5 protein-coding genes are annotated in these 8,159 nt (G+C 53.5%); 1 reads left to right on the forward strand and 4 read right to left on the reverse strand.

The genetic code is table 11. The features are described 5' to 3' along the window. The coding region (locus AABZ39_18410) for a hypothetical protein (protein ID MEK6796756.1) at nt 1–1,509 on the reverse strand (1,509 nt) is incomplete at its 3' end. Beyond that, the gene (locus AABZ39_18415; protein MEK6796757.1) at nt 1,509–3,227 is read right to left on the reverse strand and encodes an ankyrin repeat domain-containing protein; all 1,719 of its coding nucleotides are present in this window, start codon (nt 3,225–3,227) and stop codon (nt 1,509–1,511) included. The genes AABZ39_18415 and AABZ39_18410, both read right to left, overlap by 1 nt. Nucleotides 3,228–3,322: 95 nt before the next feature. Here AABZ39_18415 and AABZ39_18420 point away from each other — a divergent pair, with 95 nt between their 5' ends. Further along, a complete protein-coding gene (locus AABZ39_18420) occupies nt 3,323–4,156 on the forward strand; it encodes an AraC family transcriptional regulator (protein ID MEK6796758.1) in 834 nt (277 codons plus the stop codon). Between the two features lie 514 nt (nt 4,157–4,670). Here the strand turns inward: AABZ39_18420 and AABZ39_18425 are convergent. Together AABZ39_18425 and AABZ39_18430 are read right to left on the reverse strand one after the other, a co-directional pair. Beyond that, nucleotides 4,671–5,369 carry a hypothetical protein gene (locus AABZ39_18425; protein MEK6796759.1) on the reverse strand — a complete coding sequence of 233 codons (699 nt, stop codon included), beginning with the start codon at nt 5,367–5,369 and terminating at the stop codon, nt 4,671–4,673. A 975-nt stretch (nt 5,370–6,344) separates the two neighbouring features. Continuing rightward, the coding region (locus AABZ39_18430) for an ABC transporter ATP-binding protein (GenBank protein ID MEK6796760.1) at nt 6,345–8,159 on the reverse strand (1,815 nt) is incomplete at its 5' end.

Below are 8,159 nucleotides of genomic sequence, written 5' to 3' on the forward strand. Positions count from 1 at the left end.
CGCTTGCGGTGTGCTTATTTCGGTCCACGTATCACCGCCATCCTTCGATTCCGCGATAAAACCAATACCGCCGAAGTCGCGCTCGCCGAACGCGCCCCACATATGACGGGGGTCAGCGGGGTCGAACACGATATCGAACAGTGAATTGACCTTGGCATTCGGGACTCGACGCCGAAACGATGCGCCTGCGTCGTCGGAAATAAGAAGGCCGACGTCCATGCATCCCACATAGATCGTCTTCGGGCGCTCGGGATGCACGATGGTCTTGCGTATACAGAGTATCTCGAATCCGCGCGATGCCATCCTGCCGTCGCTCTGCGTCCTGCTGTATGCTTCCTTCCAGCTTTCGCCGCTGTCCTTCGATGTGAATATCTGACCGCCTGTTCCCGCGAACAATACGTCAGGGTTCGCGAACGACATCGACAGGCATTCGATGGTCGGACCCCAGAAATCTATCCATCCGTATACGGGACTCGCATTCGTGCGCACGAGCGTTTGCTTCCACGATACCCCGCCGTCGACGGTTTTGAACACGCCCGTACTCACATAGGCAATGCCGCCTGTGTAGACGGTGTCGGGATCCAAAGGATGAACTGTGATGCAGTCGTATTGCGCCGTCAATTTCCACGATGATCCTTTTCCAACGTATTCGCTGAGCCCGCCGGATGCTTTGCCCCATGTCTTTCCGCCGTCGGATGAACGGAATATCCCGCCCGACCACGGCGATTCGCCCGGTTTTGCGTATACGCTTACATACATGATGTCCGGGTTCGATCGTGACACCCCCATTCGCCGTACGTATGGATGCGGCAGCCCGCTCACGGTACTGCGCCATGAAACACCGCCGTCGGTGCTCTGGAAAAAACCGTATTGACAGCAGAGATACAGATGCTGCGAGTCGCGTGTGTCGACGCTGAGCGCGGTAATGACGGCATCTTTCGGGAAGGACGATGCATCGTTCACACGCGTCCAATGCGCACCCTCGTCGGTGGTCCGATATACCGTGCCGGCACCCCCGCTCCGCGCCCGGGGCTTTCCGATGCCGGCATAGAGCACCTTCGGGTCCTTCTCATCGATAGCAAGTGCACCGATCGGCGCGCTGTAGCTGAAATTGGCCGCCTGCGGGAAACCGTCGCTCAGTATGCGCCATGTCTTCCCGCGGTCGGCGCTTCGATACACACCGTATTGACAGCCGATGTAGATGACGGATGTATCGGTCGGATGTTCAACGATGCACTCGACCCAATAATCCTCAAGCCCGTCATTGTGCGTGGTGTAGCTCTGCCCGCCGTCGCGGGAGCGATAGAACCCTCCCACATCGCCGCCGATATAGACGACATTGCCGTCATGCCTGCTCGCAAGGAGCGACTGCACCCAGCCGCCGCCGCCGGGACCGATATTCTTCCATTCGACAGGGACGACATCGAGCGCATTGAGCGCTGCGGCGAAAAGAACGATCGATACGATGCGCATGATATGCTCCTTCTTCTGATAGATACAGTACTTCATTATTTATCCCGCGTGAATGAATATTCGATGCGGCCGCCCTTCGTCATCCCCGGGGCCACGGACACGAGTCGTGCGATATCACGCATGCCCTTCGCGTGGAGATTATGCGCATCGGGAGCGCTCGTCTGATGCTCAAGCGCAATGAAGCCCTTCCCCGCAGGATTATAGCGCACCATGAAACCGAAGTCATCCGTTGCCCGCATCGCGATATCCAGTCCGAGAGCGGTATATCGTATGCGGGTGTCATCACGCGATCGCAGCGGATACATGGCATTGTCGTTCTTCATGGAAGCAAGCGGTGTGAACGACCGTATATCGTCCGCCGTGCCGTTCACCGCGATGCGTTCCCCGGTGGGGACGAAGTTCGAGTGCGCGAGGACATGCGTCGCATCGCATTGCACAAGGACATTCGATGCAGGACCGATGACGCGGAAATACGGATGTACTCCAAAACCGAAATCGAATCCCACGCTGCCGTCGTTCCTGAGCGAATAGGCGATGATGAACGAATTGGTCGTGACCGTATACGTGACGGTGAGCGTACACGGATACGGGAACGCATCGAAGCGCGGATTATTCCTGTCGACAGCATACACCAGCGATGCGGATGCGGACCGTGCATCGGCAGTAAGCGATCGCATTGCCCAGGCGTCGTCAATGGCGATGCCGTGGATGTTGCGCGCACCTCGTTCCGTGCTGATACGCATGCTGTGGTTTATCGTGCCCATGCGATAGACTCCGCTGGTGACGCGATTGGGCGCGGGAAAGAGTATCGGCATACCGGTTATCTGCATATACGATGAAGCGATCGGCTTTGGATCGTCAATGACCTCTACCCCGCCGATACGTACGCTCACGACACGCCCGCCGACCGATGCATCGATAATGACTTCTATCCGTGCATCGCTCTGCGCGGGGGAATACTGTATCACCGCGTATCGCATCAGCCTTGCGTTCTCGACAGTGTGCAATGCCGCAGCACTGAACGCCCCGTTCGATGCGGCCATTGGTGTTGGATACACCGCGGCATTGCTGTCCGCGCCTTGCGTTAAAAGCGCCCCTATGGCAGTGAAGCCGTATCGCACGGCGAAGTCATACGCGGTCAGTCCAGATTTCGTCCGGTCAGGAATGCGCGCGCCGCGGTCGATGAGGATGCGTGCGATATCCAGCCGTCCATAACAGGCGGCAAGCATGAGCGGTGTGATCCCGTCCACGGTGGTCGCATTCACATCGGCCGAGCGCGCAAGGAGCGCTTTCACTACCGGTGCGATCCCGTTCTTTGCCGCGGAATGTATCGCCTGCCAGCCGTAGAGGGATGCTGTCGAAACATTCGCTTCTGCATTGATGAGGACAAGCGCTGCGTTCGTCATATTCCGTGCCGCTGCTTCGCATAATGCGCTTTCCCCCGATGCATTCGTCGCATCGATGAGAGCGCCGCGCGCGAGGAGAAGTTTCATCGATCCTGACCTGTCCGCAGATGCAGCCACCATGAGCGGGGGCCATCCTTTCTCGGAGTTCGGGCTCATACCGGCATCGAGGAACATCCGTACGACGGACACATCGTTCGTTCTTACATTGGCGAGAAATGTCCGCTGATCGAGCGCATAGCCCCGGTGCAAAAGTTCCGCCTTGCTCGCTTCCGGCGACCGATGACAGGCGATGCTGAGCGATAGCATGCAAAGACCGAGGAAGATCGGGTGAAGCGGATATCTGATCATCATAAGCTCCTGCTCACTCTTGCCGCACGGTACCCCTATAGTATAATCGAAGCGCACTATTCGCAATCGAAAAAACATGCATCGAGGTGGAATATATGCGCATGCCCATGGAAGAGATCTTCCCCTTCCCGATGTATGAGTCGCGCGGATACCCGCTCATCGTGCAGTGCATAGGAAAAAGCGATTGGCGAGGACCGTACCATATATCACGGAAGGATTCCGATCAGTACGCCGTTGAATTCGTCCATGAAGGCCGCGGTTCCCTTGTTGAGAACGGCAAAAGCTTTTCATTGAAGAAGAACGATGTGTTCATCCTGCACCATGGCTCCGATCATACGTATTCGGCAGCGCAGGGCGACGTGCTCCGTAAGACGTGGATAACCGTACGCGGTCCGTTCCTCGGGAATCTTCTTCATCTCTACGGCATGGGCGATGTATTCCATGTGAGCGGCTGTGAACGCCTCGCGCCTGTGTTCGTGAGATTGTACCGCGCGGGGGAGCGTGCCTATGAAGCACATCGGCATACCCAGCGCATCGCCTTCGATGCATCGCTCATCCTGCACGAGATAATAAATTTCATAGCGCAGAAGACACGGGCATGGGAGAACAGGTATGATATTGATATCGCGAAGATGAAGCAGTATATCGATGACCATATCGGGAGCGCAATATCCCTCGGTGATCTTGCGGAACTGATAGGCTGTTCGCCGTCGCAGGCGGTGCGGCGCTTCAAAAAAGACGCCGGCATGACGCCGTACGGGTATGTGCTTCACCGGCGGATAGAGATGGCAAAATTCTACCTGAAAGATACGACCATACCCATTGGACGCATCGCGAATACGCTCGGTTTCGATGACGAGCATTATTTCTCATCGTTCTTCAGGAAGAGAACAGGCAGGACGCCGAGCAGTGTGAGGATGCGTTCCTGAGAAAATCATCGCGAGAAACGCACCCCTATCCCCCGGCCCCTTTCCCCTCTGAGAAGGGAAAGGGGAGCGCATGTTGTACAAAAGAAATTATCGTCTGCGTGAATTTCTTCTTGGCGGTCTTGGTAGCTTGGCGTGAGGCATGTCTTCATCTTCGATCCAATAATAATATAATTCGGAAAAGAGGAACTCACGCGAAGACGCGAAGAAGAACAAGAAAATGGGCAGCATCATATCTGCCTCACGTGTTCCTAATTTCTATTGAATGTATTGTATTTGGCAAATTTGGATTAATCCACTCGATAGAAGGCACGCCGCACAATTTCCCTGTCAACAATGCAGTATCAACATCTGTGTTAATTACTGTTACTTTAGCTTTGTTATCTTTTCTTAATGTTAATGTTTCATCGATTACAGCTAACAATTCAGCATCATACGGATTAAAAGCGATCCCCCAAAAAATAATTTCTTTTGCTGTTTCTAACCATTCAATCGCAGCGAAATGGGCATTTCTCAGCTACTCACCAGAATTTTGATCTCTTCTATTTATACAGTTTTTACAACCATACGTATCTAGCCGATTCACTATTGCATTGTATGCTTCATCACCCATTTTCTTGTCTTGAATAAGACCTGTTATTCTCTTTATCTCGTCATCAGTTGTCAGCTCAGTTGGCAATATTAATGAAGCATGGTCTGAGCAACGGCCATGTATTTGAATAATATTTGGGAATAAGCACTCGTTTCCCGAGGTCTTTTCCCAGGCGCATTCATCCCAATTCGTAGAGATAACTCCAGATTCTTTTCCGCCCGTACGCTTTTTAATTATTTCAATCTCTGAATTAAACTCCAATCCATAATGATGCGCCTTAAACTGTTGCGCCAATTCATTTGTAAATATAAAAAACTTATCAATCGTATCTTTGTATGCGCTGATCTTTGAAGGATCAGCATTCTTGATGATTTCGCCAAGCAAATTATTTCTTGCTACTTTATATAAAAAAGTGCATTCTCCTAACGCTGCAATAGCTTCGCGTGGAGTGTAATACATCCTCTTGCTATTAAAATGGTGTAATAATGGCATGGTTCCATTTTTTATTGCTCCATTCCCAATAATTACTACCAGTTCCGGTTTAATTGATTTCGGGTTAACTGGCCGATATAGATTGCAGTCAGTCATTATTGCCTGCCATTCAGTTCTCCCATTCGTGTTCATTGGTGTTCATTCGTGGATTACCTCTTCGGAAGATTTAATCCACGAATGCATCGACAAGACTTCGACAAGCTCAGTCCATCGGCTCAGCACAGGCGCACACGAATAAACACGAATAAATCAAATTTTCGCCAATACCGCATCAAATATCTCCGCCCTTCGACGGGCTCAGGGGGCGCCGCTACCCCTCCTCATCTCCGATCTGCTTTTCAAGATTATTGCAGAGTACCATTAATTCATCACCCTTTGCGACAATGCGTTTTTGTTTTGCCAGTGGAATAGCATCGATTTTGAGCACATTTCAGCAAATAATCCTTTCTGACGATGCTTTTTTATTCATCAAGTTTCACTTTTGAGAATAGTCCGCCGCGCAATTTCCTCGATCAAGCGATTATATGACGAACCTGTCCATTCTACAATACAATATTGATACAACAGAAAATGTCGTCTTCCCCCCTTTCCCTTCTCAGAGGGGAAAGGGGCCGGGGGTTAGGGGTGCGTTTTGGCGTCAAAATATTAGTCTATAGCCACCGTACACAAGGCTGCGCTGAACCCGACCTTGGCCGTCCCCAACAATGACAAGGCTGCAAGGCACCCGGCTGAGTTCACGGCCGCCATCGAACAGGACATTCTATGCTTGACCAATGTTACACAGCACAGGGAATAGGATATGCGGTCCGTAACGCAGTCCACGCCCTTCATGGAGAGGTTTATAGCGAGCGCAGTTCAGGTTATAAACTCCGCAACCTGGGATACGCAGCCTGCGGAATAGAATTTGTTATCTATAGCCTGAATTGTGCGGCTTATGGGATGAATTTCGGCAGTAAAAAAGCCGGACAGGAGACATATCCTGTTCAGTGCCCTTTCTACGGAGGAAGGGCCGCTTCATCCGGTCTTCTTTTCCTTCTTTGCGCCCTGGGTTCGATGGCTTCTATCCGATGCCGAGGTGACTCCGTGGAAAATTTGAGCGCTTGGGTGTCAGCGGAACTGCAGGCTATAGAGGTATTTATACTTCCCGCCGCGCCTGATGAGCGCCGCATGCGTCCCCGACTCGATGACACGCCCGTTCTCCATGACATAGATACGGTCGGCGCGCTTCACCGTCGATAAGCGGTGCGCGATGACGATGGTCGTCTGACGATGGATGATGTCATCGAGCGCGATCTGTATGTACTGCTCGCTTTCGGTATCGAGCGCGCTTGTCGCCTCATCGAGTATGAGGATCTTCGGCTTGCGTATGACAGCGCGTGCGAGCGCCAGTCGCTGACGCTGACCGCCGGAAAGCGTGACCCCGCGTTCACCGATTATCGTTTCATATCCTTTCGGCAGTTTCAGGATGAAATCATGCGCATGAGCGATCTTTGCCGCCGCGATGACATCGGTATGCGGGACATCGGCGGCCCCGTAGCGGATATTGTCCTCGATAGTTCCATAGAAGAGGATATTCTCCTGCCCCACCATGCCGATCGTGGAACGTACGGAACGCGTCCGCACACCGGTGATGTCCTCGCCGTCGATGGAGATACGCCCGCTGACGGGCATGATAAGCTTCGGTATCATGTTCACGAGCGTGCTCTTCCCGCCGCCGGATGCGCCGACGAATGCGGCGACCTCGCCCGGCCGCACGGTGAGCGTTACCGGCCCGAGGCGGAATTCATCGTTGCCGGGATAGCCGAAACAAACCTTCTCGAAGGACACTTTCCCGCGCCGGAAGGTTATCTCTTTCAGATCGGCATCGTCCACGCGCTCGCTCGCAAGATCGACGACCTCGAACACACGCTCTCCCGCGGCCTGCGCCTTCTTCACATTGACGAACAGTTCGCTCACGCCCCGTATCGGCTGACCGATATTGAGCAGGAAGAGGATGAACCCCCAGAGGAATTCGAACGGTATCTCTTTTATGAAAATGAGATGCGCCCCGAAGGCGATGATGCCCAGGGCCGAGAATATCATGATGAACTCGGTTGTCGGACGCGTGAGCGAAAGGACGAATATCGCCTTGCGGTTCTCGCGGAGATAATTGCCGGTGGAAGTCACGAACGAACGATGCGCGTCGTCCTCTTTGGAGAATATCTTCACGACCTCGATGCCGTATATCGTCTCTTGGAGCACCGCGGTGTAATCTTCCATATGCGACTGCACCTTGTGCACAAGGGATTCTATCGACTTGCCGATGACCGTGATGAGATACGCGAGCAGCGGTGCGACAATGAGCCCCACGAGCGTAAGCTTCCAGCTCAGCGCAAAAAGGATACCGAGCGTCAGCATGAGCATGAGCGGATCGTTTATTATCGAGGGGAGCGTGCTGTAGACGAATCCTTCCACCACCTGGGTATCGTTCTGCACACGGCTTATTATCGCGCCTTCCTTGTTCCCGCGGAAGAACGAGAGCGGGGCATGCGTGAGCGCACGGACCATATCGCGCCGTATGGCGATGCCGCTCCTGTTGGCGAGCACCGTAAGGAGATAACCGCGGAAAAAGTCGAACACCGTCCGCATGATGACAAAGACCCCCATGCCGACGATAAGGACGATGAATTGCTGACTTACCTTGCGCTGGCGTATCATCTCCTCGGCCATTTCCCTCGGCGCATTCGCATTGAGGAAGGAAGACAGCACGGGGATATGCTCCATCCAGGGGAGCGGCTTGCCGCCGGTAAGCGCTATCGCGAACTGGCCCATGAGCGGCGGGACGACATTGACCGCCGCAAGAACGATACTGACCGCGATGCCGCCGATGAACAGCCCCCGCTCACGGGTGATGTACCCCACCACGCGGCGTATCGTTCCTTC

Source organism: Spirochaetota bacterium, assembly GCA_038043445.1.
Taxonomy (GTDB): domain Bacteria; phylum Spirochaetota; class Brachyspiria; order Brachyspirales; family JACRPF01; genus JBBTBY01.

What these genes read in the sequence shown, in the direction of transcription:
- AABZ39_18415 (MEK6796757.1), bottom strand. Translation starts at nt 3,227, where the DNA reads ATGATCAGATATCCGCTTCACCCGATCTTCCTCGGTCTTTGCATGCTA.
- AABZ39_18420 (MEK6796758.1), top strand. Translation starts at nt 3,323, where the DNA reads ATGCGCATGCCCATGGAAGAGATCTTCCCCTTCCCGATGTATGAGTCG.
- AABZ39_18425 (MEK6796759.1), bottom strand. Translation starts at nt 5,369, where the DNA reads ATGAACACGAATGGGAGAACTGAATGGCAGGCAATAATGACTGACTGC.